This window comes from Lichenicola sp., assembly GCF_965198575.1.
Taxonomy (GTDB): Bacteria; Pseudomonadota; Alphaproteobacteria; order Acetobacterales; family Acetobacteraceae; genus Lichenicola.
Genome location: NZ_OZ240671.1, coordinates 3,112,112 through 3,135,457, shown reverse-complemented (window position 1 = coordinate 3,135,457; position 23,346 = coordinate 3,112,112). Strand labels below are relative to the sequence as shown.

Below are 23,346 nucleotides of genomic sequence, written 5' to 3'. Positions count from 1 at the left end.
CTGGATTACGGCACGTGCCTCTGCAGCGCCTGGCCGATCGCTTCCACGGCGTCGTCAGGGGTAAGGAAGCCCTGCCGCGTGACCGCAAGGGTGCTGCCGACGAAGCGGCCGAGATAGCTGAGATCGGTCGGATACAGCCCGTGCAGCTTCGCCGCGTCGAACGGCAGGACCTGGCCGGACAGCGAGCAGTTCAGGCTGGCCGCTCCGGTACTCGCGGTATAGGTCGCGACTGCCGCATCCAGTTCGGGCGCACGCACGCCACCGACGCCGTTGCCGTTCGCGTCCAGCGTCGTGACCAGGTTCGGCGGGGTGCCGCTGGTCTGCAGCAGCGGGGCATGGGGTGGGGTGCGGCCGTTGCGGACCCAGCCTTCGAGCTGGGAGAATGCGGCGTCGAGCAGGTAGCGGCCGGGGAAGGTGCTGAGCTGCGCGCCGGGCAGGCAGGTGGCGTAATCCTCGACCAGGGTGGTCCCGCCGGCAGCATGGGTATCGGTCGTGTTGGCTGCGGATGTCGTTTGTTCCACCACGACATGGGCCGGGCCGGCCGCCTCGTAATAGCGGTAGCGGTCGTTCGCGGCATCGCTGTCGGCCCGATAGGCCTGCCGTCCGCTCACGTAATCGGTCTGCGACTGGGTCGCGATGATCGCCGCGTTCGGCGAGCGCAGCACGTTGCGCGGATCGCCGCTGGCCGGAGCCGGACTGCACTGGTCGAGCGGCGCCTGGATGCCGAAGCCGGAACCGACCAGGTAGCCGTCGAAGATCGGCGCGCCGTGGGTAAGCGGGGCGATGGCGTTGATGTATGGCACCAGGTCGATGGCGCTCTGCGAATAGCCGGCGCCGTAGATCGCGCGCACGCCGTATCCATGCAGCGGGCTGCGTGGGTCGCCGCTGCGCACGAGTGCCGCGGTCTGGCTCAGCACGTCCCAGAGCAGCCCGTCCTCGGTGGCGTGCGTCGCACCGCCGACGATGGTCTGCAGCACCGGGCAGCTGGCGTCGGTCTCGTTCGGGTTGGGGTTGGCCCAGGAGAGGGCGGCATAGCGGACCGGGTTGAACGTCTTGAGCCCGGCGATGGTGACGGGCTTGCTGGTGATGCCGATCCAGACGTCGCCACGGCTCAGGAAATAGTCGTGGGCGTACGACCACAGCACGGGCAGGTCATAGTCGTTGGTGGCGTTCAGCAGCTCGATGACGACATTGCCGCTGAAGCGTCGCGGATCGGTCGGGCGCCGCACCAGGATGCGATTCGTATAGGGCCCCTCGCGCAGCACCTTGACCGCGGTATCGGCAGGGTCCGCCGGGTTGTCGTACTGATAGACGTTGGCGGTGCCGCTCAGGAAATACTCGTCCTCGCGGTAGCCCCTCCTGGCAAGGTCGATCGGGACCGCCTGGTAGGCGGCGGCATCGAAGGGGTGGTTGCCGACGCTTGTGCCGGGTATCGGGCCGGTGACTGTCGGGATGTCGCGCCCGCCGGTGGCGTGCGCCGTGCCGGCCAGGGCTACGGAAACGATGACGGCCGTGCCCATGCGGCGCAGCGCCGATCGGTTGTTCTTCATGGTGTCCTCCCTCTGCCCCCGGTTTTCCGGGTGGCCCGTTATCGAACGCCGGCGCCGCGGGTAGGGCCCCGTTCGTCTCGATTCCGTAAAGGGTTAGCTTCGCAAACGATGTTTCGCAACGGCCCGAACGACGCGGAATTCGCAAGTCAGCCGTGCGCGGACCTTTGGTGGGATCCGCGGGCAGGGCGTGCTGCGTGCCCGAACGCGCCGTGGATCCGTTGCAGGTTCAACCGTGCTGGCTGACGTCCGTCAGGACCCACGGCAGCGGATCCGGGCTGCCGGGGGTGAGCCAGAGCGGGATGGCGTTCTGCAGGCGCACGTTGGCGGGCAGGCCCATCGCCATGCGCAGGGCGCGGAACATCGCCCCGTGGCACACGATCAACGCCACGCCCTCACCCGCCGTCGCCCGGTCCACCGCAGCGACCGCGCGCGACACCAGTTCCTGGAACGGCTCGGCACCCGCGGGGGTGTACTCGCCGGCGATCCAGCTGTCGTACCAGGTGCCCATCGGCTCGCCCTCCTGGACGCCGAAACACACCTCCTGCAGCTCGGGATCGGTGGTGATCGGCAGCCTCACGCCGTCCTGTTCGGCCAGCGCGTCGGCAACGATCTCGGCGGTGCGGAAGGCACGCTTCAGCGGTGACGACACGATCCGGGTGACCGGCGCGAAATCGCCCCAATGCTTCGCCATGATCTCCGCGGCATTGCCACCCTGGGCGATGCCGGTGGCGTTAAGCTCGATGTCGGACCGGCCCTGGCTCAGCCCCTGCGCGTTCCAGTCGGTCTCGCCATGGCGCAGGTACCAGAACGGTCGCAGTGCAAGCCTTGCCGTCATGCGGGGAATGTCTCCGGGTTTCAGTCGAACAGCGAGCTGACCGAGCTCTCGTCGGACACCGCCCGCATCGCGTTGGCGAGCAGCTGGGCGATGGTGATCTGGCGCACGTTGGCCGCAAGCCGCACGGCCTCGGTGCCGAGGATGCTGTCGGTCAGCGTCAGCATCTCGATCGGCGACGAGGCAACGCGCGACACCGCACCGCCGGTCAGCACGCCGTGCGTCACGTATGCGCCAACCGACGTCGCACCCTCGGCGATCAGCGCGTCGGCGGCGTTCACCAGCGATCCGCCGCTATCGATGATGTCGTCGACCAGCAGGCAGTGCCGCCCCGACACGTCGCCGATCACGTTCATCACTTCGGACACCCCCGCCCGCTCACGGCGCTTGTCGATGATGGCGAGGTCGACGTTCAGCCGTTTGGCGAGTTGGCGCGCCCGCACCACGCCGCCGACATCGGGGGAGACGATCATCAGGTCGCGGCTCCCGTAGCGCTCCTTGATGTCGCGGGCGAACAGCGGGGCGGCGAACAGGTTATCGACCGGGATGTCGAAGAAGCCCTGGATCTGGCCGGCATGCAGATCCATCGTCAGCACCCGGTTGGCGCCGGCCTCGGTGATCAGGTTGGCCACCAGCTTGGCGCTGATCGGGGTGCGCGGGCCGGACTTCCGGTCCTGCCGGGCATAGCCGAAATACGGCATGACCGCGGTGATGCGCCGCGCCGAACCCCGGCGCAGCGTGTCGATCATGATGAGCAGTTCCATGAGGTTGTCGTTCGTCGGATAGCAGGTGCTCTGCACCACGAAGACGTCCTCGCCGCGGACGTTCTCCTGGATCTCGACGAAGATCTCCATGTCGGCGAAGCGTCGCACCACCGCCTTGCACAGCGGCAGGTTGAGCGTCGTCGCCACCGCCTCGGCGAGCGGGCGGTTGCTGTTGCAGGCGACGATCTTCATGGCCTGGGCTTCATGGCGGAAGGTTCATGGCGGGGAGCTTCATGCGAGTGGCGTCATGGCGTGAGGCTCCGCGATCGACCGGTCCCGCCGGCCTCGACCGGGCCCGCGAACTGGCCGCCGCCTTCTAGCAACGGCACCCGCCGCTGTCACGCCATCGTCAGGAATGCCGGCACGTTTCACCCGGAACGTGACATTTCGGAGCGAGCCGTCGCGTCACGATCCGGAGGCTGGCGGGTGCGGCCGGCCCTCGTTGTTGGCGATCACCTCGTGGATGCCGGACGCAGCTTCCTGTGCGGCATCGGCGGCGACATCGCCCCAATAGCCGTCCAGCGAATGCGCCGGAACGTCGTGCAGCTGGGTCGCCTTGCCGGCCTCGTGGCCCTTCGCGTTCTGCACCGTCCAGACGATCTCGATATGCTGCACGCCGTCCGACGCGCGGTCCGGCTTGGAGATCGTTACGTGGCCGCTGACCGTGTAGTCGGCATTCCTGGCTGTCGTCTGCAGCGTGTTGTGGCCGTCCGGCAGCAGCACCGCCATCTGCCGGGCCAGCTCGAGATTGCCGTTGCCCGGCGCCCCGGTGACCCCGGTGAACCAGATCCGCGTGGGCCGGTTGAGCAGGCTGTTCGGATCCGCCTGCGCCACCGCCGCCTGGATGCCGGTCAGCATGGTGCTGACCTGGGCAGCGGCGAGCTGGGCGTTCGCCTTCAGCAGCGCAGGGTCGGCGCTGGCCCAGGCATCGGCCGGCACCGGAGTCCCGTTGGCACTCGCCCGCACCTTGCCGGCCGGGCTGACGATCCGGTAGCGCGGCACCACCTGGTCGCCCTCCAGGCTGGCATCGACCACCAGGTGCCAGTCGCCCTTCCGGGCCGGCTGGGCGACCGCAGGGACCTCCTTCAGCAGCAGCGAGTCGGCGAGCGCCTGCGACCACTGCTGCGCCTGGGCGTCGGCCAGCAGCGCATGCGCCGGCGGGGGAATGTCGAGGCGCGCAGGCGGTGGGGTCGCCAGGCGCAGCGCCTCGGCGCCGGGGTTCTCCGCGAACGGCTGCGGCAGGTCACCGCAGCCGGCCAGGAGACCGGCGAGGGACAGCGCCAGCGCAACGGCCGATGCGCGGGGAAGCATCACGCTCATGCCTGCGCGCCGCCCTCGATCGGCCGCGCGATCACCGAGATCTGGTGACCGATCGGGCCACCACCGGCCAGCACGCGGCGGCGATGACTGAAGAAGCGGGCCGCGTCGGCACAGGTATCGCAGCCGAGCACGTCGATGGTGCCGACACCTGATGCGCGCAGCCGGGCGACGCAGTAGCCGGCCAGGTCGAACTGCAGCCGGTCGCCGCGGCCCGCAAGGAAGAAGCCCTCGGACGCCACGCCGCCCTGCAGCACCTGGTCTCGCACTTCGGGCCCGACCTCGTAGCTCGCCTGACCGATGCAGGGTCCGACTGCCGCGAGGATCCGGTCCGCCTGCGCGCCGAGCCGCAGCATCGCCGCCACGGTCTCGTCGAGCACCCCGGCGACGGCGCCGCGCCAGCCTGCGTGCGCAGCGCCGATCACGCCCCGGATCGGATCCGCCAGCAGCACCGGCCCGCAATCGGCGGTGATGATGCCGAGCGCCAGGCCGGGCCGGTCGGTGACCATCGCATCCGCACGGGGTCCTTCGCCGGTGCGCCAGGGCACGTCCACCGTCGCGACCTCGATGCCGTGCACCTGCGTGATGCCCAGCAGATGGGCCGGCGCCACGCCCATGACGGTCGCGATGCGCCGACGGTTTTCCTGCAGGGCATCAGGCGAATCACCGCTGGTGACGCTGCAGTTCAGGCTCGCGTACGGCCCTTCCGATACGCCGCCGACCCGCGTGAAGAACCCATGCCGGATGCCGGCAAGCACGGCGCTCTCGAGGAAGACCGGCGTGTCGGTCGCGATGTCGCCGCCTGCGTTCATGCCGTCCTCTCGGTTGCCGGGCCGTCATCGGGCACCGCGAATCCCGGCGGCACACCAATCGACGGGTGGCACAGCGCCATCGCCTTGAACAGGCGTCCCATGCGCTCGGGTGCCGCCAGCCGGTGCGCGGCGTCGAGCAGGGCCCGCGCCTCCGCCGGCGGACGGCCGCGTGCCAGTCGCTCGGTGCGCGCAAACAGCCCGAGCCTGCTGAGGAACGCGCCCTGCCCCTCCGGACCGTGCACGGCGGCGCCCTGCTCGAGCGCCACATCGGCCAGGGCCGGGAAATCCACATGCGCGGTCAGGTCCGCTTCGCCCGGGCGAAGCAGCGGATCCGCGGGCTGGCCGCCCAGCAGCGCCTGCAGCGTCTCGCCGGATCCCGGCTGGTCCGGACCGTAATCCAGCAGCAGCACCGCGCCGGGTGTCTGCGCCACGCGACGCGCCAGCAGCGCCACGATCGCCAGCGCCGGCTCGCATAGCTCCAGCACATCGCCGAGGGCCACGTCCCGGCGGTCCAGCGGCGGCGGTGGCGGCAGGCCGGGGTGCAGCACGAAGCCGCCATCCCGGACGTGGCGCTCCATCCAGCCGCCCGCACCGGGGCCATGCACCAGTTGGCGGATCGGCAGCGCGTCGAGGAACTCGTTGGCGAGCAGGATCAGCGGCCCGTCCGGCAGGTCCTGGGTGCGATCGTGCCAGGTGATCGGCGTGGCGAGCCGTCCGGCCAGCGCCTCCGCCTGCACCGCCCGCAGCCGGGGCGAGGTCTCCACCAGGTGCAGCCGGAGCGCGGCGCCGAACGCCGGCGCCACACGGTTGATCAGCCGCAGCGCGTCGGCCATCAGGGTGCCGCGTCCGGGGCCGGCCTCGACCAGCAGCACCGGGTCGGGTGCGCCCATCGCCTGCCACGTCACCGCGGCCCAGGCGCCGAGGAGCTCGCCGAACGCCTGGGCGATCTCGGGTGCGGTGATGAAGTCGGCGAACGGGTCGCGGGTCGCGTAGTACGCCGCATTCGCCCGCGCCATGAAGCGGTCGAGCCGCTCCTCCGTGGGCAGGAATTCGCTCAAGCCGGGTCCTGCACGGGCAGCGCGATCGGCTCCAGCTTAGGGCCGCGGCGCGAGTACAGGATCAGCCCGATGCCGGCGACCGCCATCGGGATGCACAGCAGCTGGCCCATGGTGGTGCCGAACGCCAGGTAGTTCAGGAACGCGTCCGGCTGGCGGAAATGCTCGGCGGTGGCGCGCAGGATCGCGTAGCCGAGCAGGAATATGCCGGTGAGCAGTCCCGCCCGCTCGCGGATGCGCTCGTGCCGCGCCAGCAGCAGCATGACGGCGAGCAGCAATACGCCCTCCAGCAGCGCCTCGTAGAGCTCGCTCGGATGGCGCGGGATCATGTCGACGCGCGGGAAGATCATCGCCCACGGCAGCGACGGATCCGCCGGACGGCCCCACAGCTCGCCGTTGATGAAGTTGGCGACCCGTCCCAGCCCGAGACCGATCGGCACCACGATGGCCAGGCGGTCGGCGAACCCGAGCAGGCTGATGCGGCACCTGCGGGTGTAGATCACCAGCGCCACCACGACGCCGAGCATGCCGCCATGGAAGCTCATGCCGCCATGCCAGAGCTCCAGGATCGCGGCCGGGTGCGCGAGATACAGGCTCGGCTGGTAGAACAGGATGTAGCCGAGGCGGCCGCCGAGCACGACGCCGAGGGTGGCCCAGGTGAGGAAATCGTCGACCTGCAGCGGCGTGGCGACCACCGGCGATCGGGCCGCCATTCGACGCATCACCCGCCAGCCGAGCACCAGGGCGACGATGTAGGCCAGCGCATACCAGCGGATCGCCAGCGGCCCGAGCTGCACCAGCACGGGGTCGAACTCGGGAAACACCAGCACTGGGAACATGGGCGGGAACGATCCTGGGGCAGCAACCCGCCCCTTCTCGCGGGCCCGGCCGCACCCTGCAAGCCTGGATCACATCCAGGCCGCGACCGCTCAGAGGTACGGGTTGCCCGATGCCAGGCGCTGCACGTACTGGCGCACCCCCTCCTCGAGCGTGGTGAACCGCCCGGGATAGCCGCTCGAACGCAGCCGGCCGATGTCGGCGCAGGTGTAGGACTGATACTGGCCGCGCAGCGCTTCCGGCATGTCGATGAAGGTCACCCGGCGCGGCACGCCGGCGGCGTCACACACCGCGTGCGCCAGGTCGAGATAAGTGCGCGCGACGCCGGTGCCGAGGTTGAACAGGCCGCTGACCGCGGGCGTGTCCAGCAGCCAGAGCAGCACGTCGACCACGTCGCCGACCCAGACGAAGTCGCGCGCCTGCGCCCCGTCCGCGAGTTCCGGCCGGTCTGAGCGGAACAATCGCGCCGGACGACCGGTCTCGACCTCGTGGTGCTTGACCTTCACCACCGAGATCATGCCGCCCTTGTGGTACTCGTTCGGGCCATAGACGTTGAAGAACTTGAGCCCGGACCATTGTGGCGGCGCCGGCGCACCGCGCTCGACCTGGCGGCGCACCCACAGATCGAAGGCGTGCTTGGACCAGCCGTACAGGTTGAGCGGGCGCAGCGTGTCGAGCAGCGCCGGATCGTCGGAGAAGCCGCCCTCGCCGTCGGCGGCACCGTAGGTCGCGGCGGACGAGGCATAGAGGAACGGCACGCCGTGCGCGACGCACCACAGCCATAGCCGTTGCGACAACGCCACGTTGGTCCGCCACACCATGTCGCCGTCCCGCGCGGTGGTTTCGCTGATCGCACCGAGGTGGATGACGGCGTCGAGCTGGAGGCCGGGTTCCTGCAGGAGCGCGTCCAGCTCTTCCGGGGGCACCAGACGCTGCGGCGGATGGGCGGCCAGGTTGCGCCATTTCTGGTCATCGCCGAGCCGGTCGACGATCACCGTGTCGAGGCCGCGCGAATGCAGGGCGGCATGTAGGCACGAGCCGATGAAGCCGGCGCCGCCGGTCAGGAGGATCATGGACGCGGTTATAGGCGAAGCGGCCGGGGTTGCGACAGCAGGCGATGAAACCGGTTCCATGCGACGCCATATCGCCTAAGCTGGACATGCTGGTCGGCACGCCGCCGCGGCGCCTTCGAAGAGGACAGGACAATGGCCGAGAGATCCCGCATCTTCGACGACTTCGCCGGTGTTGCCGGTGGGGCGTTTTCCGCCATCGCCGGGATCGGCGAGGAGCTCAGCGCGCTCGTGCGCGCCCGGGTGGACGAAGCGCTCACCGCGCTGCAGCTGGTGCGACGCGAGGAGTTCGAAGCGGTCAGCGAAATGGCCGCGACCGCCCGCGACGGCCAGGAAGCGGCACTGGCGCGTCTCGCGAGCCTGGAAGCCCGTCTCGACGGACTGGAAACCTCGGCCGCCGCTTCGGCCGGTTCCGGCGCCGACCTGGTCCACGACCACCATGCGCTCGAGGGCGCGCCCGGCGGACCGCCACCCCGTTCCGGCGAGCCGACGGCCGGGTCGGAAACACCTCCCGCCGCCAGCTGAGCCTGGTCGGCCAGCCGCGAGCGGCCGGTGCGTCCATGACGCAACAGGTACTTGCAGCCCTCGCGCCACACCCATAGGCTTTCAGGAGGGTCGAGATCGACCGGGCCGGCGCCGGATTCGTGCAGGATCCGAAGGCCGCCGGGCGGGCGACCATCCGCAGACACAGGGACCTGGGCCGAGGCCCGGGCCGCCCTCCAACAGATGGGGAGCCCCGCATGCCTGCCCTCAACCTGCCCTCCAACCGCGCAGCCACCAATCCGCTCGACCTGATGGAGCAGATCGTCGGCGGCTACGAGTGGGCCTTCGATCGCCGGACGGACAACGAGATGGCCGCGGAGGCGCCCGGCAAGTGGTGCGATTACGGCCTGTATTTCTCCTGGTCGCGCGAGATCAGCGCCATGCACTTCACCTGCGCGTTCGACCTGAAGGTGCCCTCGACGCAGCGCCGCGCCCTGTTCGAGCTGCTGGCGCTCGCCAACGAGCGGCTCTGGATCGGCCATTTCGGCATGGACCCGGATGACGGCATGCCGCTATTTCGCCACTCGGTGCTGCTGCGTGGCACCCCCAGCGCCTCGGTCGAGAGCCTCGAGGACATGGTCGACATCGCCATGACCGAGTGCGAGCGCTTCTATCCGGCGTTCCAGTTCGTGCTCTGGGGCGGCAAGACGCCGACCGATGCGCTCGAGTGCGCCATGCTCGAATGCGCCGGCGAGGCCTGAGAGGACATGCCGCCCGACGCATCCGGCCGTCCCGACCATGGCGTGGCCGGCCCGGCGACGGTGATCCCGGCACTCCTGCTGGTCGGGTGCGGCCGGATGGGCAGCGCCCTGCTTTCGGGCTGGGAGGCGGAAGGGCTCGCGGCTTCGGTCATCATCGAACCCTCGGCGTCCGGAACACCGATCGGGCCTCATCTGCGGGTCACCGATGCGCGCGACGTCCCGGCCGACATCCGACCCGCCGCGGTGATCCTGGCGATCAAGCCGCAGATGGCCGACCAGGCGATGGCGGCGATCGCACCGCTGATCGGCGATGCGGTGGTGCTCTCGATCATGGCCGGCCGCACCCTGGACGGGCTTCGTTCCGCGCTCCCGGGTGCTGCGGGGATTGTCCGGGCGATGCCGAATATGCCCGCCGCAATCGGCCGCGGTATTTCCGTCGCGGTTGCCGAACCTGGTGTCTCGCAGGCCCGGCGCGATCTGTGTGACCGGCTGTTGCGCGCGGCCGGCAGCGTCGCCTGGGTCGAGGACGAGGCGCTGCTCGATCCGGTCACCGCGGTCTCCGGCAGCGGACCGGCCTATGTGTTCCTGCTCGCCGAACTGCTGGAGGCGGCCGGTCGCGCGCAGGGGCTGCCCGAAGCGCTGGCCCGGCAGCTCGCGCGCGAGACCGTCAGCGGGGCCGGCGCCCTGCTTGCCGCCTCGCCGGAGGACGCGGCCGACCTCCGGCGCGCGGTGACCAGCCCGGGCGGCACCACCCAGGCGGCGCTGGCCGTGCTGATGGCCGACGCTGCCTGGCCACGGGCGATGACCGAGGCGGTGCGCGCCGCCACCGAACGATCGCGGGCGTTGGCCAGCTGAGGCCAACCGGGCGGCCACCCGCGCGTCATGACCAGGACGGTTGGCGTCGCGGGCAACGAGGACGAGACACTGAGCATGGACGATCAATTCGATTCCGCCCTCATCCAGGCCGCCATGGCTCGTGCCGAGGTCGTCGGCTGGCGACGGGTGAATGTGGCGGAAGCGGCGCGGGCGGCCGGACTGCCGCTCGACGAGGCGCGCGTGCGGTTCCCGTTCCGCTCCAGCGTGCTGCTCAGGCTGTGCGTGCTGGCCGATCGTGCCGCCCTGGTCGATGACGGCTCGGGCGGCTCGGTCAGGGAGCGGCTGTTCGACCTGCTGATGCGCCGGATCGACGTGCTGCAGCAATATCGCGGTGGCGTGCAGGCGGTGCTGCGGGCGATCCCGTTCGATCCCGGCCTGGCGCTGCTGCTGGGTGCGGCCACCGCAGACAGCATGGACTGGATGGCGCAGGCCGCCGGCCTCGATGTCGCGGGCCTGGCCGGCACCGTCCGCAAGCGCGGGCTGATCGCGGTGTGGCTGCAGGTCGTGCGGGCCTGGGACCGCGACGACAGCGCCGACCTGTCGGGCACCATGGTGGCGCTGGACAAGGCGCTCGATCGTGCGGAATGGCTCGGCCGCATGCTGGACCGGCCGCTGTTCGATCGCGGTGTCGACGATGTCGAGCTCGATGTCGCCGACGCCGTCGACGTGGATGGTGTGCTGCCGCCGATGACACCGCCACCGGACGTTGAGCCGCTGGGCGGCGCAGGGCTCGATGCCGGCCCGGAGCCACGGCCGACCTAGACCGGGCGGCCCTTTACGGCGGAGACCGCTGATCCTATCTAGGACCGCCGTCCGGGGCGGTGCTGGGGCGTAGCCAAGTGGTAAGGCAGCGGATTTTGATTCCGCCATTCGGAGGTTCGAACCCTCCCGCCCCAACCAGGCTCGCATGCAGCAGGCCCGTCACAGCGCGGAGCGTGCGACGCATCGATCCGGAACGTGCAGGTGCAATCCTGGTCTCCTGCGATGTCATTACGTCCCCCTCACGACATGTCGTTGCGATGGGCGCGGTATGGACGTGCGATGGCGGCTACCGCTATCCGCTCAACCGCATTGCACGACGCAGGCAAAACCTCATCGAGCGCAGGTTCTGCAGGATGACCTGAGTGCATCGAAGCACCTCCGGTCTTGCTGAAGCTGGAACCTGTTTCCCGGGCGTGCGAGGCGGGCTACGGCACGCGACCGTGTCATTCGCAAAGCATGGGCGCCACACCGACAGCACGACACCAGGCAGGCCCCGACCCGCGGTCGATCTGTCCGCGGCAAGCGTCTATCCTTGACAGGCCGTGGATGCGCTGGAGCCGTGGAGCGGTACGTGCCAACGACCGGGTCAGGGGAAACATGCGTTCGCTGCGAGCCCGCCTGGCGGTCGTCTGGGTGCTGTCGGCGCTGGCATCGATCGCCCTCGCGGTGCTGATGTCGCAACTCTACGCGCAATCCGCCTCGGCCAACGTGGCCAACGCCGAGGACCGGGTTGCAGGCGCATGCGACCAGATCCGCGACGCCTGGCGGTATTACGACAACGGCTGGAACGGGCCGGCGCCGCGAGCCGACGATCCGGGTTTCCGGGCGGATCTGCGTGCGGTGCTGGCCCGCGCCCTCGATGCCGACGATCCCATCGCGGGCGGCGTCTGGCTGCCCGGGCATGGCCTGCTCGCCAGCCAGCCCCTCAGCCTGTCGGCGCTGCCCTCGATGAGCATCCTGCAGGCCGCCGCGTCGTCGGCACTCCAGCAGGATCACGACGTGGTCGAGCAGGGCCTCGATCACGGCGATACGGTCGTCGTCGCCGCCTGCATCCTGTCCGGACCGGTGCCGAACCTGGTGGCCTGGAGCGCGCGCCGCCTCTACGCCGCCCGTGGCCTCTCGCAGCTGCGGCTGGGCTTTGCCGTCCTGCTCGGGCTCGTGCTGGCGATCACCGGCTGGCTCACCTGGCTGGTCATGACCTGGTCGCGCCACGTCCGGCAGATCGAGGCGGCACTCGTGGGCCATTCCGCGAGCGGAACCGGCGGCCTGCCCCGCGTCGCCGCCACCGGCGAGCGCGAGCTCGACCGCATCATCGACGCGCTCAACACCGCCAGCACCCGCCTCGACGCCGCCCGACGCGAGGCCACGACCATGGCCGCCCGGGTCGCGGACGGCGCACGACTGGCCGCCCTCGGGCGGGTCGCGGCCGGCGTCGCCCACGAGATCCGCAACCCGATCGCCTCGATGCGGCTGCGGGCGGAAAACGCGCTGGCTGGCGACGATCAGCGGCGGCGCAAGGCACTCGGCAGCATCCTGGGCCAGATCACCCGGCTCGATCGGCTGCTGGGCGAGCTGCTGGCGATGACCCAGAGTCGGGTGCCGGCGCCCGAGCCCGTCGATCTCGGCGACTTCCTGCGTGCCACCCTGCGCGACCACGAGGATGCGGCGCAGGCCGCCGGGGTGGCGCTGCACCTCGAGGCGCCTGAGGGGATCACCGTGCCGTTCGACCCCGCACTCGTGGGCCGGGTGCTGGCCAACCTGCTGGAGAACGCAATCCGGGCGACACCCACCGGCGGACAGGTGTTCGTGGCCGGGCAACGGGATGTCCTGGCCCGCCAGGTGCGGATCAGCGTCGCCGACGATGGTCCGGGCGTGGCGCCGGGCGTGCGCGGCCAGCTGTTCGAGCCGTTCGTGACCGGGCGGGCCGACGGCACCGGGCTCGGCCTGGCGATCGCGCGCGAGCTGGTCACGGCGCATGGCGGCACCCTGGCGCTGACGGACCGCCCGGCCGGCAGCGGCGCCTGCTTCACCATGACGCTGCCGGCCGAGGCTGCCGGCGCATCCACCGAGCGAGGCGCGGCATGTCCGTCATCCCGATTGTCGATGATGACGCGGAGCTGCGCGACAGCATGAGCGAGACGCTGGTCGATCTCGGCCATGCGCCAGAGCAGGCGGCCGATGGAGAAGCCGCCCTCGACCGGCTTGCGCAGGGTGGCGTCGATGCGGTGCTGCTGGATCTCCGGATGCCGGGCCTGGATGGGCTGGAGGTACTGCGACGGATCCGGGCGCAGCACGCGCCGTCGCGTGGCCCGCTGCCGATCGCCGTGCTGACCGCAGCGCCGACCGCCGGGAACACGATCGAGGCGATGCGCCTGGGTGCCGTCGATCATCTGAGCAAACCGGTCGGACGCGAGGCTCTCGGCGCCCTCGTCAGGCGCATGCTGCCGGATACCGCCACGCAGCCGACTTCAACCGCGCGTCCGAGCGACGACGAGCTCATCGGCATGTCGCCGGCGATGCGTGAGGTGCAGAAGGCGGTCGGTATGCTCGCGGACAGCGATGCGACGGTTCTGGTCAGTGGCGAGACCATGGCAGCGACCCGGACAACACGCAGGACATCAATAACGGCTTCCCCAGCATCCATATGAGTGTCCGGCCGATGCCGTCGGCCGACGCGCTGACCGTCGCCCGCGGCATCGAGGCGCAGATCGGGTCGCTGCGCCGACAATTGCCGCCCAGCCTGCACATCATCGCGGTCGAGGACATGGGCGACTTCATCCGCGCCTCGATCCACGAGGTGGTGGTGACGCTGGTGGAGTCATTGGCGATCGTGGCGCTGGTGGTGTTCGCGTTCCTGGGCTCATGGCGCTCGGTTCTGGTCCCGCTGGTGACGATCCCGCTGTCCCTGACCGGCACGTTCGCGATGATGTCGTTGATGGGGTTCTCCATCAACCTGTTGACGCTGCTCGCCCTGGTGCTGGCGATCGGGCTGGTCGTGGACGATGCGATCATCGTGGTCGAGAACGTGAACCGGCATCTGGCGCGCGGGCTGGCTCCGATCGCCGCTGCCACCGAGGCGGCGGCTGAGCTGGTGCAGCCGATCCTGGCAATGACGCTGGTGCTGGTTGCGGTCTATGTGCCGCTCGGCCTGCAAGGCGGACTGACCGGTGCGCTGTTCATCGAGTTCGCATTCACGCTGGCGGGCGCCGTAACCATTTCCGCGCTGCTGGCCTTGACGCTGTCGCCGATGATGAGCTCGCGCCTGTTGCGCGCACGTGCCGCACCCGGTCGGCGTACACCGTTGTCGAACCGCATGCAGCGGCGCAGCGAACGGGCGCTCGACGGCCTGCAACGCGGCTACATCGCCGGGCTGCGTGCGACCCTGAAGCTGCAGCCGCTGGTGCTGCTGGCCGGTCTCGCGGTGTTGGGCAGCAGCTGGTTTTTCTACACCCACGCCAGGCACGAGCTTTCGCCGGCGGAAGATACCGGCGAAATCGACCTGTCGGGAAACGGCGCGCCCGACGCGACCTCGGACGCGCTGGAGCGGTACAACCCGTCGATTATCGCCATCTACAAATCGGTGCCGGAGATGATCCATTTCTATGTGGTCGACGAGGCGCCATCGGTCGAGGGCGGCCTCGATCTGTCGGACTGGAGCCACCGTCGCCGCAGCATCTTCACCATCGGCGACGAGGTGCAGGCGAAGTTGTCACGGATCGCCGGCCTCGACATGGCGAGCTACGTTCCACCCTATCTTCCCGGTTCCGACGGATTGCCGATCGGCTTCGTGCTGCAGAGCACCGGCGACTTCGAGCAGCTGGATCAAGAGTCGACGGCCTTTCTCGACAAGGTTCGCGCCAGCGGGCTGTTCAGCTACGCCGACAAGGACCTCAAGATCGACCAGCCGCAGGCGACGATCGTGGTCGACCGCGCCAAGCTCGCCGCCCTGAAGCTCACGATGAACGACCTGGGCATCTCGCTGAACGCAATGCTGGGCGAAAGCTACACCGGCTTTTTTTCAGCCAATCGACGGTCATACAAGGTCGAGCCGATGGCGATGCGTCGGTTCCGCCTGAACCCCGACCAGATCCTGGATTATCCGATCCGGTCGGCGAACGGGATCGCGGTGCCGCTGCGCTCGGTGGCGCATATCGAGAACAGCGTGGTGCCGGAATCGATCAGCCATTTTCAGCAGCTGCAATCGGCGACGATCAGCGCGCTGCCGGCTCCCGGCATCACCCAGGGGCAGGCCTACGACGATCTGCAGCATCTCGCAGGCGGGATGCTGCCCGCAGGCTACAGCACCGATACCGTGGGGCCATTGCGCCAGTTCGTGCAGGAAACCGGTGGGTTCACTGCCACTTTTACATTAGCCCTGGTGATCACGTACCTGGCCCTTGCAGCCCTGTTCGAGAGCTTTCGTGATTCGCTGATCATCCTGGTTTCGGTGCCGATGTCGATGGCCGGGGCCTTGCTGTTCGTCTGGCTCGGCATCGGCGGCGCGAGCATCAACCTGTTCACCCAGGTCGGGCTGGTGACGCTGATGGGGCTGATCAGCAAGCACGGCATCCTGATCGTCGAGGTCGCCAAGGAGAGCCAGGCGATGGGGCTCGACAAGCAGGAGGCGATCCTGCGCGCCTGCACGCTTCGACTGCGACCGATCCTGATGACCACCGCCGCAATGGTGCTGGGCGTGATGCCTCTGGTGCTGGCGACCGGTGCCGGTGCGGCGTCCCGCTTCGTGATGGGGCTGGTGATCGCGTCGGGCCTGTCGATCGGCACGCTGTTCACGCTGTTCGTACTGCCGGCGGTTTACGTGCTGCTGGCGTCGCGACGGCAGGCCACTCCCGTTTCGTCCCTGTCTGCCCTCGCAGCACGATGATCGCATTTCAAGCAACTCGACACGTGAGGATGATCGACCGTGCTGCTTCGTCGAATTCATGCATACCTGGCCATATTCACGGCACCGAGCCTCCTGTTTTTCGCGCTGACCGGTGCGTTGCAGCTGTTCAGCCTGCACGAGGCCCATGACGGATATGAGCCGCCTGCGGTCATTCGGGGGACTCGCCAGGCTACACAAGGACCAGATACTCGGTGAGGCCACGGAACAGCCCAGGGTGATTCCTGCAGCAGCGGCCCACATCGTTCGTCCCATGGGCAAGAAGATCACGTCCACGGATCGGCCCGACCCGGCGGCCGTGCAGGTGCTGAAATGGTTCTTTCTGTTCGTGACACTCGCGTTTTGCGTCTCGACTGGCTTGGGTCTCTGGCTCGGCTTCCGCGCTGTCCGGCGTCAGCAGCTGAGCTGGATCCTCCTATCATGTGGAACAGCCATCCCGACCGTCCTGGCACTCCTTACCGGATGATCCTGACCTCTTCTTCAGATCGGTCCAGGCTTCGTGAAGACATGGGACTGCGACGGAAAGCTGGTTTCGATATTTTGCAGGATCTGCAGCAAATTGCTCGCGCCGGCAGAGCGTTAGGTCTCGACGCCGTTCGCCGACTGGCCGATCTCTCGCTCATGCCCTGCCTGCAATAGTCACTCGTCCCGGCCACTGGATCGACGAGTTGGATCGCGCGGGGCTGGGGCGGGCGTCCGACGTCCGACGTCCGACGTCCGGCGCTTGGTTATCGACCAGTCGCCTGTCACGCTCCGGGTGATCTTGGATGCGCTCGTGTCGAGTGCTTTTGAGCGGGCCGTGGGCGCATCTGATCAGTCACGACGTCCACGCGGTTCTGGATGTTGTCCTGAGCGAGACTGACGCGGCTGTCGAAGTGGTCCTCCGACGCAGCCACTCCCGACCTGTGAACGACGATCATCGAGCCGCGCGCGGTCGCGCATCAGGCCGGCAAGCACGACCCCCGGGCCGGCCAATTCCATGTTAGCAGCGGCGATCTGGCTGATCCGTCTCCGGCGCTTTGCCGTGCACGTTCGCATCGTCGGGCAGCACGCGCTCATCTCGCACGCGATGCATGATCCGGATCGATTTCCGTGCCATGGTGACCTCGGCCGAAGCGGCCGGACGATCAGTTAAGTTGGGGATGGTGCGGATGCGCTGGATCTCGAGCCTGCTCGTGATGACGACACTCATCGGCGCCGCGCGCGCCGATCCCGTGGCCTCCGCGGACCCCACGGCGATCCGCGGCGCCATCGATGGGCAGATCCAGGCCTTCCGGAGCAATGACGCACCGGCCGCCTTCAGCTACGCGTCCCCGGGGATCAAGGCGCATTTTCCCGATGCGACGCAATTCCTGGCCATGGTGCGGGCGGCCTACCCGGCGGTGTTCCGGCCGCGCTCATATCGCTTTGCCGGCCTCGAGGCGGATCCGGATCATCCCCGCATCTTGGTGCAGAAGGTCGAGTTTTTCGGGCCGGATGGGGACGCCTCACAGGCGCTTTACGCCATGGAGCACGAGCCGGACGGGCGATGGCTGATCGACGGCTGCGTCCTGATCACCAATCCGCATATCGAGACCTGAACCGGACCGGGGACATCCGCACAGCGATTTCGACAGTCGGAGCAGGCGTGCCGCCCGGGGCGTGACGGGGGCACTCTTGCTACGAAGCCTTAACGATTATCGGGCAGTCTGGCGGAATGCTGAAGACCTTATCCGCCTTGGCACGAAGCTTCCTGGGACGGCGCTGCGCGATGACCGCGCCAGCCATCGGCCTGACATACTCGCCCCTGGCCCGCTTCCGCGACCGCCACCGGATTACCGACCCGCTCTTGGCCTGGCGACGGGCTTCGGAGGACTGTCGGCCGGCGAGAGCATTCACGTTGGTTGTCCTGGACCCCGCCTTGCTTGACCACGTCGATACCATGACCGCCCATGCGATCGCGCGTGGCGCCGCTGCCTATGCAGCCGTCCTTTCCGCGATCGACCCCGACGCGGGAATAACGCCGACTGGCGCAGCGGCAGTCTTTGTCGAGGAAACGGTTTGCGAGTGGCGATCGAAGACGCGGCTGTTCAAGCCGAAGCTCGAATTCATCGTCGGCAGAGCGCCTGTCGCGTCCGGCGATGTTCTGCAGGCCGCGTGGGCATCGGCGCGCAAGACGTTCCCGCAATTCGACGAAGGCACGGCGGCCATCTGCTTCCTGGCGGTATTGGAACTGGCGGTCGATGGTCTCGCACAGATCGACTCCCCGGAGATCCTGCTTGTGGGTGCCGCACGGTTTGCAGCCTGGAGCCTCGGCGGCCGCCTGAAGAAGGCCGATCCCGCCCAGGACCCGGACTCTGCCGCAGCGCTGTCGACCGTCCAGGCCTGGGCGCTTGGGCGTGCGGAGCCCGTGCTGCACGTGTCCTATACCGGCAAATCCGGCAGCCACGGGCAGCAGGCGCTCAGCCTCTCGCAGGATGCTGCAGCCTGTGCGCGGCTTGTGGAGTCACGACCGGACCTCGTCCCTCGATCCGGCGCCGAACTCTGGCAGCAGGCCGCCGAACGCCACGCCTATGCCGGCCTGGCCCTCGATCAGGCCGCACTGCTCGACGTCGAGAGCGACCTCGCCATCCAGCATGGCATGAACGCGATGCGTTTCATCGACCGTCTCGCGCGAAAGGATCCGCCGATGATGCCGCTGTTTCCGAGGTCCGGAGTCATTGCCGAGCGAGCTGCCGTCGCCGGGTCGCTCAGGTGGCTGCGGCGCCCTTGCGAGACGCTGCAACCGGGCTGATGATCCGAAGCTTGCTGCATATGGCTCGCGGCGGCCGGCCATGGGCGCTGATGCAGATGCGGGAGCGCAAGGTGGGTCCGCCATGTTCCGGCCGGTTTACGCGATGCGCCGGACGCCACATCGACGTCGATCCGATGGGTTCAGGATGTCGACGGGGGAGCCGATCTGGCGCCCCCCGCCCGAACATCCAGTCTCAGACGGCCTTTTTGAGATTCGGGCTGGCCTTGAAGCGGACCGTCTTGCCAGCCTTGACCTTCACCGGCTCACCCGTGCGCGGGTTCAGTGCCTTGCGCGCCTTCGTCTTGCGGACGGTGAATGTGCCGAACGACGGGAGCGTGAAGCCGCCTTCCTTCTTCAGTTCCCGCACGATCGCCGAGATCAGGTCCGCAGCAGCCTGGTTGGCAGCGACGCCTGTGCAATCAATGGAGTCCTGGATGACACCGGCAATGAAGGCCTTGCTCATGGAATTGGGTAGCTCCTTTAAATCGACGGCACGACACCGGTCGCTGCACGCACGCCGCACGACAAGCCCGCCCTCCTCCCGGGCTTCTACTCCCGCTTCGTATCAGCCGCCAAGTGCTAATCCATTGACCAACTGATGGTATTGCGAGACTGGAACTGCAAGTGCGGTGCTTTCAGCTTACGATCGCCGCCTGCGCTACGAACTCTCGATGCCTGAAGGAAGCCTTGCACGAATGCCCGGCCGGATCTGTCTGTTCGCACAATTCGATCGTAGCGGGACAATTCCGCCACATACCATGCACTACCTGCGCCAGTTGAGCACATGCGGTTTCACGATACATGTCGCATTGTCCGGCGCGATCCGTGTGTCGGAACATGATCGCGTCGCGCTCGACGAGATTGGCGCCACCGCGTATCCACGGCCGAATTCGGGTCTTGATTTCGGTGCCTGGCAACATCTCGTGGAACGTGGTTGTGCGGACGGTGCCGATACCGTCCTGCTCGCCAACGACAGCGTGTTCGGACCGCTGCAGCCGCTCGCACCGATCGTCGCCGGCATGATGTCGAGGAATGCCGATGTGTGGGGGATGGTGGAGTCGCGAGAGTCCAGCTGGCATCTGCAGTCCTGGTTTCTCTGCTTCAAGGCGGCGGCGTTTGCGCGACCGGAGATCGGCCGCGTGTTGGCGCTACCCTATCGCGACATGAGCAAGCCGGAGATCGTGCTGCACGGCGAGCTCGGGCTCGGCGCCGCGATACGGGCGGCGGCACTCGATTGGGATGCATGCTGGCATCAGCCGGCTAGGCGGATGCGGCGACTGCTTCCAGGCAATCCGATGCATGTCGATTTCCTGTCGGTGATGCGCGCCGGTGCGGTCCCGTTCATCAAGGTCGAGCTGCTTCGCGACAACCCGGCGGCGATCCCCTGGATCGGTCGGTGGCGCAAGGCTCTCGACCGGAACCCGATCTTTCCGATCGGCTGGATCGATCAGCATCTGGCGGCAGTCGGGCAGCACCAGGCGCCGGTGCCGTCGCAGAGCCTCAAAATGCGGCTGCTCTACGCGGCGATGAGCAGCGACCAGCCGGAAGCCGCGATGTCGCTGTTCGGTCTCACCGCAGCGTCGGGCCGGCTTGCGAAACCGGCGGAGCCGGCAACGCCGCCGGACCGCGGGCGCTGACCTCGCGCAAGGCGTCCAGCAGCTCGGCCGCCTGCATGTCATACGTGGCAATCGAAGCGGCGAGCGGATTGCTGTAAGTATCGAAACGTTGCGGTACGACAAGCAATTCGCTGATCGCCTCGACGAGACTGTCAGCGCGCCCGTCCAGCGGGATGAGCCGGCCGTTGATCCCGTCCTCGATCGCTTCCGCCTGACCGCCGCCACTGGTCGCGATCACCCAGACGTCGCGTGCCAAGGCCTCGCGCACGCTGAGCCCGAAGCTCTCCTTCCACTGCGACGGAAACAGCAGCACGTCGATCCCCTGGAAGAACCCGTCGAGCCCGTCCTGCGTGTAGGCCGGGATCACCGTGATCCGGCCCTCGACCTTCCAGGCCGACACGTCGATCGAGCGGAAACCGAGATTGAGCGTGTTGTCGACCAGCACCAGTTCCCAGTCGGACCGCTCCAACGACTCGAAGGCGCGGCGGATCAGGTGAAAGCCCTTGATCGGCTCGGCGCCACCGACGAAACCGAAGCGCAACGGCATCCCGGCCTTCCGCGGCTGGCGTGGCGTCCGCGGCATCCGGATGCCGTTGCGGTTCACCCGGAGGCGGTCCGGATCGATGCCGTTCGCGAGGTAGAGCTGGCGGTGCGATTCGCTCGGTGACAGCAGCAGGCTGGCCCCTCTCAGCACGCTCATCATGATGCGCATCCGCTCATGCAGATGCCTCGAGGCCGGCAGGCAGTCCTGGCAGACTCGCAGGTCGATGCGTGTCTGGAAGCAGTACCGGTTGTCGCCGCGGACCATGAACTGGCGGTCGCAGAGCCACCACGCATCATGCAGCGTCACGACATAGGGAATGCCGCGCTCCCGGCACAGGCGCAGGATCGGCGCGCCGAAGCCCTGGATCGAATGGGCGTGCACCACGTCCGGCCGGATCGCGTCGAGCAGGTGGCCGAAGGTGGTGACCATGGAGGGGTTGTCCAGCTGCACGACCTGGTCGCCGGCCGAGGACAGGCTGGTCGCAAAGACCGGAATGCCGCCCTGGTCGTAGCGGAGCACCGAGTTCGGCCGGCCGGGGATCGCCGGCCTGGAGGTGAACACGCAGAGCTCGACATCGTCGGTGCGGGCCAGTCGGGCCGCCATCTGCTCGGCCACGATCGTCGCACCGCCGAAGCTCTGCGGCGCAAAGAAGATGTTCGCGGCCAGGATTCGCAGTGGCTTGCGCGGCATGGTCGGCGGCCGGCCGAACAGCGCCGAGACCTGCTCCTCGGCGATCCGGTCGGGCGCGTAGCGAGTGGTGACGTCGATCAGGGCGCGCGCACCCAGGCGTTGACGCAGCTGCGGATCCAGGACCAGCCGCTCCAGCGCGGTTTCCCAATCCTCGCGCGTGTCGGCCAGGAGCCCGTTGCTGTCCTGGACGACCACGTCCCGGAACGCCTGGCGCGGCGAAACCACCGACGGCAGGCCGAGGATCGACGCCTCCTGGAACTTGATGTTGCTCTTGGCATCGTTGAAGAGCGTCGCCTCAAGCGGGGCGATGGCGATGTCGGCCTGGGCGAGCAGGCCGAGATAGGCGCGGTAGTCGGTGCCGGCGAGCTCCTCGACGCGATCGGACACGCGCTCGAAGCCTGGCGGCAGGGTCAGGTCGCCGACGATTCGCAAGCGGACTTGGCTGTGGCGCTGCATCAGAGAGAGGATCGCCGGTCCGGCAACCAGGAAGTCTGCGTCATGCGTTTTGGTGCCCGACCCATAGACGATCGTGACCGGCGCCGGTCCCGCCGCGGCGTCGGCGGGATGGCGAGGGGCGGAATGGGAGCGGGCGGCGTGTTCCCGTCGGAGGCGGAGTGACGCCGCGACCTCGAGGGTCCCCGCATCGAGCGCGTTCTCCACCACCTGCGTGGTCTCGATCCCGGCCTCGGCCATGCACTGCGCCAGGCGGGACGTCGATGCGATGGTTCTGCGACAGCTGAGCATCGCGCGGCGATAGAGACGGATGCCGGCAAGAACCTGACGCCGCAGGTCGGGCGCGAGCGTCGCGAGATTGCTGTTCTTGCGGTAGAGCGGCTCGTCGAAGATGAGGTCGTCGACCTCCCACCACGGATCGAGCCCGAGCCGCTTCGCCTCGGCGAGGATGTCCAGCACGGCCGGCTCGCCAGGGACCCGGTAGAGGATGACCTCGGTGCAGAACTGCAGCGCCGTCATCACCTGGTCGAGTTCGCGCCACCCGATGACGCGGCAGGTCCAGCCGAGGCTCTGCAGCAGCTCCTGCTTCTGCCAGACGCGATACTTCGCGCATTGCGGGATGCTGAGCTCGGCAATGATCAGCACCGACGGTGCTAGGACGGCCCTGTGCGCGTCAGGTGTCGGGGTCTCATACGGTCCGGGCGTCGCGTCGGCATCCAGATCGGACCGGGCCGGAGAAGCGGGTGCTTCCCGCCGCGCGGATCGAGGCGCGGGCAGTGGCAGCCTTCGAACGACACGCCGGCGAAGCCCGGGCAGACCCTCCTTGTCATAGATGTCGGCAAGATGGGTTGCCGCCTGGCTGAAGCTGCGCCCTGACGGCAATCGTCCGGCGGCAAACGCCCGCACGTAGCGGATCGGCGTCGTCAGTCGCCAGGAGACCGAGCGTTCGAGCTGGCCCAGCCGATGGCGGGCGCCGTCGAGTGATGCCTGGAGGCCGTCGCCACGCAGGCCCTGCAGTTCGAGGCTTGCCCGGGTGCTTTGAAACAGTGCCCTCGCCTCTGCAAGCTCCCGGCTGAGCTGCTGAAGCTGGTCGGATTGCTGCAACGATTGGGCGGCGACCTGATCTGTCGACATGGGTAGGTCTGCGCCCGCCGGGAGGTCGATGCTGGCGACGCTCGCGGCGTCCCCGGGGTCAGTGGGGCAGAGTGGTTTACCGTCCATGAAAGTCCGTAAGAGACTGTAGACCGAACG

General features: G+C 68.4%; 21 protein-coding genes and 1 tRNA gene. 12 read left to right on the top strand and 10 right to left on the bottom strand.

What is annotated here, in order from left to right; all coding sequences use genetic code 11:
* Nucleotides 1-5: 5 nt before the first annotated feature.
* The 8 genes from ACOEQ2_RS14210 to rfaD form a co-directional block, all read right to left on the bottom strand.
* Nucleotides 6-1,550, bottom strand: coding sequence for an alpha/beta hydrolase domain-containing protein (locus tag ACOEQ2_RS14210; protein ID WP_419728622.1), 1,545 nt, complete (start codon nucleotides 1,548-1,550; stop codon nucleotides 6-8).
* 226 nt (nucleotides 1,551-1,776) lie between these two features.
* On the bottom strand, nucleotides 1,777-2,385 hold the full coding sequence (locus ACOEQ2_RS14205; RefSeq protein WP_419728621.1) for a histidine phosphatase family protein: 609 nt from the start codon (nucleotides 2,383-2,385) through the stop codon (nucleotides 1,777-1,779).
* Between the two features lie 20 nt (nucleotides 2,386-2,405).
* Entirely contained in the window at nucleotides 2,406-3,338 is a 933-nt protein-coding gene (locus tag ACOEQ2_RS14200) for a ribose-phosphate pyrophosphokinase (protein ID WP_419728620.1), read from the bottom strand.
* Between the two features lie 213 nt (nucleotides 3,339-3,551).
* On the bottom strand, nucleotides 3,552-4,466 hold the full coding sequence (locus tag ACOEQ2_RS14195; RefSeq protein ID WP_419728619.1) for a hypothetical protein: 915 nt from the start codon (nucleotides 4,464-4,466) through the stop codon (nucleotides 3,552-3,554).
* Entirely contained in the window at nucleotides 4,463-5,275 is an 813-nt protein-coding gene (gene pgeF, locus ACOEQ2_RS14190; RefSeq protein ID WP_419728618.1) for a peptidoglycan editing factor PgeF, read from the bottom strand. The genes ACOEQ2_RS14195 and pgeF overlap by 4 nt, the downstream gene beginning before the upstream one ends.
* Nucleotides 5,272-6,291 carry a class I SAM-dependent methyltransferase gene (locus ACOEQ2_RS14185; RefSeq protein WP_419731232.1) on the bottom strand — a complete coding sequence of 340 codons (1,020 nt, stop codon included), beginning with the start codon at nucleotides 6,289-6,291 and terminating at the stop codon, nucleotides 5,272-5,274. Before ACOEQ2_RS14185 ends, pgeF begins: the two co-directional genes overlap by 4 nt.
* Nucleotides 6,292-6,329: 38 nt before the next feature.
* Complete coding sequence (lgt, locus tag ACOEQ2_RS14180) at nucleotides 6,330-7,169, bottom strand: prolipoprotein diacylglyceryl transferase (protein WP_419728617.1); 840 nt, start codon at nucleotides 7,167-7,169, stop codon at nucleotides 6,330-6,332.
* 90 nt (nucleotides 7,170-7,259) lie between these two features.
* On the bottom strand, nucleotides 7,260-8,240 hold the full coding sequence (gene rfaD / locus ACOEQ2_RS14175; RefSeq protein WP_419728616.1) for an ADP-glyceromanno-heptose 6-epimerase: 981 nt from the start codon (nucleotides 8,238-8,240) through the stop codon (nucleotides 7,260-7,262).
* A 132-nt stretch (nucleotides 8,241-8,372) separates the two neighbouring features.
* On the opposite strand from rfaD, the gene ACOEQ2_RS14170 reads away from it, so the two are divergent.
* The 11 genes from ACOEQ2_RS14170 to ACOEQ2_RS14120 all read left to right on the top strand — a co-directional run bounded on the left by ACOEQ2_RS14170 (nucleotide 8,373) and on the right by ACOEQ2_RS14120 (nucleotide 18,792).
* Nucleotides 8,373-8,762, top strand: a complete 390-nt coding sequence (locus tag ACOEQ2_RS14170; protein WP_419728615.1) for an accessory factor UbiK family protein — start codon at nucleotides 8,373-8,375, stop codon at nucleotides 8,760-8,762.
* A 215-nt stretch (nucleotides 8,763-8,977) separates the two neighbouring features.
* Nucleotides 8,978-9,481 (top strand): YbjN domain-containing protein, encoded by a 504-nt coding sequence (locus ACOEQ2_RS14165; protein WP_419728614.1) that lies wholly within the window; start codon nucleotides 8,978-8,980, stop codon nucleotides 9,479-9,481.
* Nucleotides 9,482-9,487: 6 nt separating this feature from the next.
* On the top strand, nucleotides 9,488-10,336 hold the full coding sequence (proC, locus tag ACOEQ2_RS14160; RefSeq protein ID WP_419728613.1) for a pyrroline-5-carboxylate reductase: 849 nt from the start codon (nucleotides 9,488-9,490) through the stop codon (nucleotides 10,334-10,336).
* 27 nt (nucleotides 10,337-10,363) lie between these two features.
* Entirely contained in the window at nucleotides 10,364-11,119 is a 756-nt protein-coding gene (locus tag ACOEQ2_RS14155) for a TetR family transcriptional regulator (protein WP_419728612.1), read from the top strand.
* Nucleotides 11,120-11,182: 63 nt separating this feature from the next.
* Nucleotides 11,183-11,257: transfer RNA gene (locus ACOEQ2_RS14150), tRNA-Gln, on the top strand.
* 459 nt (nucleotides 11,258-11,716) lie between these two features.
* Nucleotides 11,717-13,252, top strand: a complete 1,536-nt coding sequence (locus ACOEQ2_RS14145; RefSeq protein ID WP_419728611.1) for a sensor histidine kinase — start codon at nucleotides 11,717-11,719, stop codon at nucleotides 13,250-13,252.
* Nucleotides 13,201-13,767: a sigma-54-dependent transcriptional regulator gene (locus ACOEQ2_RS14140; protein WP_419728610.1), complete on the top strand. Its 567-nt coding sequence runs from the start codon at nucleotides 13,201-13,203 to the stop codon at nucleotides 13,765-13,767. Before ACOEQ2_RS14145 ends, ACOEQ2_RS14140 begins: the two co-directional genes overlap by 52 nt.
* Nucleotides 13,764-16,001, top strand: coding sequence for an efflux RND transporter permease subunit (locus ACOEQ2_RS14135; protein WP_419728609.1), 2,238 nt, complete (start codon nucleotides 13,764-13,766; stop codon nucleotides 15,999-16,001). The genes ACOEQ2_RS14140 and ACOEQ2_RS14135 overlap by 4 nt, the downstream gene beginning before the upstream one ends.
* 438 nt (nucleotides 16,002-16,439) lie before the next feature.
* Complete coding sequence (locus tag ACOEQ2_RS14130) at nucleotides 16,440-16,658, top strand: hypothetical protein (protein WP_419728608.1); 219 nt, start codon at nucleotides 16,440-16,442, stop codon at nucleotides 16,656-16,658.
* Nucleotides 16,659-17,092: 434 nt separating this feature from the next.
* Nucleotides 17,093-17,599, top strand: a complete 507-nt coding sequence (locus ACOEQ2_RS14125) for a DUF4864 domain-containing protein (protein WP_419728607.1) — start codon at nucleotides 17,093-17,095, stop codon at nucleotides 17,597-17,599.
* Nucleotides 17,600-17,919: 320 nt separating this feature from the next.
* Nucleotides 17,920-18,792 carry a hypothetical protein gene (locus tag ACOEQ2_RS14120; RefSeq protein WP_419728606.1) on the top strand — a complete coding sequence of 291 codons (873 nt, stop codon included), beginning with the start codon at nucleotides 17,920-17,922 and terminating at the stop codon, nucleotides 18,790-18,792.
* A gap of 193 nt (nucleotides 18,793-18,985) precedes the next feature.
* Here the strand turns inward: ACOEQ2_RS14120 and ACOEQ2_RS14115 are convergent, their stop codons facing one another.
* Nucleotides 18,986-19,255 (bottom strand): HU family DNA-binding protein, encoded by a 270-nt coding sequence (locus ACOEQ2_RS14115; protein WP_419728605.1) that lies wholly within the window; start codon nucleotides 19,253-19,255, stop codon nucleotides 18,986-18,988.
* Nucleotides 19,256-19,601: 346 nt separating this feature from the next.
* Here ACOEQ2_RS14115 and ACOEQ2_RS14110 point away from each other — a divergent pair, with 346 nt between their 5' ends.
* Nucleotides 19,602-20,429, top strand: coding sequence for a rhamnan synthesis F family protein (locus tag ACOEQ2_RS14110; RefSeq protein ID WP_419728604.1), 828 nt, complete (start codon nucleotides 19,602-19,604; stop codon nucleotides 20,427-20,429).
* On the opposite strand, the gene ACOEQ2_RS14105 is transcribed toward ACOEQ2_RS14110, so the two are convergent.
* On the bottom strand, nucleotides 20,362-23,229 hold the full coding sequence (locus ACOEQ2_RS14105; protein WP_419728603.1) for a glycosyltransferase: 2,868 nt from the start codon (nucleotides 23,227-23,229) through the stop codon (nucleotides 20,362-20,364). The genes ACOEQ2_RS14110 and ACOEQ2_RS14105 overlap by 68 nt on opposite strands.
* Between the last annotated feature and the right edge of the window lie 117 nt (nucleotides 23,230-23,346).

Excerpts from the sequence above, each read along its gene's own strand:
- ACOEQ2_RS14115 (WP_419728605.1), bottom strand. The coding sequence starts at position 19,255 with ATGAGCAAGGCCTTCATTGCCGGTGTCATCCAGGACTCCATTGATTGC.
- ACOEQ2_RS14145 (WP_419728611.1), top strand. The coding sequence starts at position 11,717 with ATGCGTTCGCTGCGAGCCCGCCTGGCGGTCGTCTGGGTGCTGTCGGCG.
- ACOEQ2_RS14155 (WP_419728612.1), top strand. The coding sequence starts at position 10,364 with ATGACCAGGACGGTTGGCGTCGCGGGCAACGAGGACGAGACACTGAGC.
- ACOEQ2_RS14170 (WP_419728615.1), top strand. The coding sequence starts at position 8,373 with ATGGCCGAGAGATCCCGCATCTTCGACGACTTCGCCGGTGTTGCCGGT.
- ACOEQ2_RS14105 (WP_419728603.1), bottom strand. The coding sequence starts at position 23,229 with ATGTCGACAGATCAGGTCGCCGCCCAATCGTTGCAGCAATCCGACCAG.
- ACOEQ2_RS14130 (WP_419728608.1), top strand. The coding sequence starts at position 16,440 with ATGTGGAACAGCCATCCCGACCGTCCTGGCACTCCTTACCGGATGATC.
- ACOEQ2_RS14205 (WP_419728621.1), bottom strand. The coding sequence starts at position 2,385 with ATGACGGCAAGGCTTGCACTGCGACCGTTCTGGTACCTGCGCCATGGC.
- ACOEQ2_RS14140 (WP_419728610.1), top strand. The coding sequence starts at position 13,201 with ATGTCCGTCATCCCGATTGTCGATGATGACGCGGAGCTGCGCGACAGC.
- lgt (WP_419728617.1), bottom strand. The coding sequence starts at position 7,169 with ATGTTCCCAGTGCTGGTGTTTCCCGAGTTCGACCCCGTGCTGGTGCAG.
- ACOEQ2_RS14135 (WP_419728609.1), top strand. The coding sequence starts at position 13,764 with ATGAGTGTCCGGCCGATGCCGTCGGCCGACGCGCTGACCGTCGCCCGC.
- ACOEQ2_RS14165 (WP_419728614.1), top strand. The coding sequence starts at position 8,978 with ATGCCTGCCCTCAACCTGCCCTCCAACCGCGCAGCCACCAATCCGCTC.
- ACOEQ2_RS14200 (WP_419728620.1), bottom strand. The coding sequence starts at position 3,338 with ATGAAGATCGTCGCCTGCAACAGCAACCGCCCGCTCGCCGAGGCGGTG.
- ACOEQ2_RS14125 (WP_419728607.1), top strand. The coding sequence starts at position 17,093 with ATGATCCGGATCGATTTCCGTGCCATGGTGACCTCGGCCGAAGCGGCC.
- ACOEQ2_RS14210 (WP_419728622.1), bottom strand. The coding sequence starts at position 1,550 with ATGAAGAACAACCGATCGGCGCTGCGCCGCATGGGCACGGCCGTCATC.
- pgeF (WP_419728618.1), bottom strand. The coding sequence starts at position 5,275 with ATGAACGCAGGCGGCGACATCGCGACCGACACGCCGGTCTTCCTCGAG.
- proC (WP_419728613.1), top strand. The coding sequence starts at position 9,488 with ATGCCGCCCGACGCATCCGGCCGTCCCGACCATGGCGTGGCCGGCCCG.
- rfaD (WP_419728616.1), bottom strand. The coding sequence starts at position 8,240 with ATGATCCTCCTGACCGGCGGCGCCGGCTTCATCGGCTCGTGCCTACAT.
- ACOEQ2_RS14185 (WP_419731232.1), bottom strand. The coding sequence starts at position 6,291 with ATGGCGCGGGCGAATGCGGCGTACTACGCGACCCGCGACCCGTTCGCC.
- ACOEQ2_RS14195 (WP_419728619.1), bottom strand. The coding sequence starts at position 4,466 with ATGAGCGTGATGCTTCCCCGCGCATCGGCCGTTGCGCTGGCGCTGTCC.